A 1,504-nucleotide genomic window follows, 5' to 3' on the forward strand; every position below is an offset into this window, starting at 1 on the left:
TTCTTCGCCAACACCCCCGACATCCTGCACGAATACCTCCAGCACGGCGGCCGGCCCGCCTTCGAGACACGGGCCGTACTGGCCGCCACCCTCTCGCCGGCCTGGGGCATCTACAGCGGCTACGAACTGTACGAGAACACCCCTATCCGAGACGGCAGCGAGGAATACCTCGATTCCGAGAAATACCAGCTCAAGCCCCGCGACTGGGAAACAGCCGAACGCGAGGGCCATACCATCACCCCCCTGATCACGAAACTCAACACGATCCGGCGGCGGCACCCCGCCCTGCAACGGCTCAGGAACATCCACTTCCACCGGACCGACAACGACGCGCTGATCGCGTACAGCAAGCGAACGGGCGCGGACACGGTCCTGGTGGTCGTCAATCTCGATCCGCACCGAGCCCAGGAGGCCACGGTCTCGTTGGACATGCCGCGGCTCGGCCTGGAATGGCACGAGTCCCTGTCCGTGCACGACGAACTGGCGGGTGAGACCTATCACTGGGGCCGGAACAACTATGTGCGCCTCGAGCCCGGCCGGGCACCCGCGCACGTGTTCCACGTCCAGCGGCCGGCCGCCTTGCCGCAGATCGGAGGGTCCCGAGCGTCATGACCGTCAACGAGCCCGTCCACGACACCTTCGAAGACACCCCCGCGAGGGACCGGGACCCGGAGTGGTTCAAGCGCGCCGTCTTCTACGAGGTCCTCGTCCGCTCCTTCCAGGACAGCAACGGCGACGGCGTCGGGGACCTGAAGGGCATCACCGCCAAACTGGACTATCTCCAGTGGCTGGGCGTGGACTGCCTGTGGCTGCCGCCCTTCTTCAAGTCCCCCCTGCGGGACGGCGGTTACGACGTCTCCGACTACACCGCCGTACTGCCCGAATTCGGTGACCTCGCCGACTTCGTGGAATTCGTGGACTCCGCCCATCAGCGCGGCATGCGCATCATCATCGACTTCGTCATGAACCACACCAGCGACCAGCACCCGTGGTTCCAGGAGTCCAGGAACAATCCCGACGGCCCTTACGGCGATTACTACATGTGGGCCGACGACGACAAGCAATACGCCGACGCGCGGATCATCTTCGTCGACACCGAGGCCTCCAACTGGACCTTCGACCCGGTCCGCGAGCAGTACTACTTCCACCGATTCTTCTCCCACCAGCCGGACCTCAACTACGAGAACCCGGCGGTGCAGGAGGAGATCCTGGCCGCCCTGCGCTTCTGGCTGGACCTGGGTATCGACGGCTTCCGGCTCGACGCCGTGCCCTATCTGTACGCGGCCGAGGGCACCAACTGCGAGAACCTGCCTGCCTCGCACGAGTTCCTCAAGCGGGTGCGCCGAGAGATCGACGCGATGTATCCGGACACGGTGCTGCTGGCGGAGGCGAACCAGTGGCCGGAGGACGTCGTCGACTACTTCGGCGACTACCGCAGCGGCGGCGACGAATGCCACATGGCTTTCCACTTCCCGGTCATGCCGCGCATCTTCATGGCCGTCCG

The 1,504-nt window shown here is 65.2% G+C and carries 2 protein-coding genes; both read left to right on the forward strand.

The genetic code is table 11. From position 1 onward, the window contains the following. Positions 1–612, forward strand: a 612-nt coding sequence (locus AB0I77_RS53505) for a DUF3459 domain-containing protein (protein WP_363290322.1), incomplete at its 5' end; no start/stop codon positions are given. Then, positions 609–1,504 (forward strand): alpha-amylase family glycosyl hydrolase (locus AB0I77_RS53510; RefSeq protein WP_363290323.1); only part of this gene is annotated, 896 nt, incomplete at its 3' end. The genes AB0I77_RS53505 and AB0I77_RS53510, both read left to right, overlap by 4 nt.

It is taken from the genome of Streptomyces sp. NPDC050619, assembly GCF_040654815.1.
GTDB lineage: Bacteria > Actinomycetota > Actinomycetes > Streptomycetales > Streptomycetaceae > Streptomyces.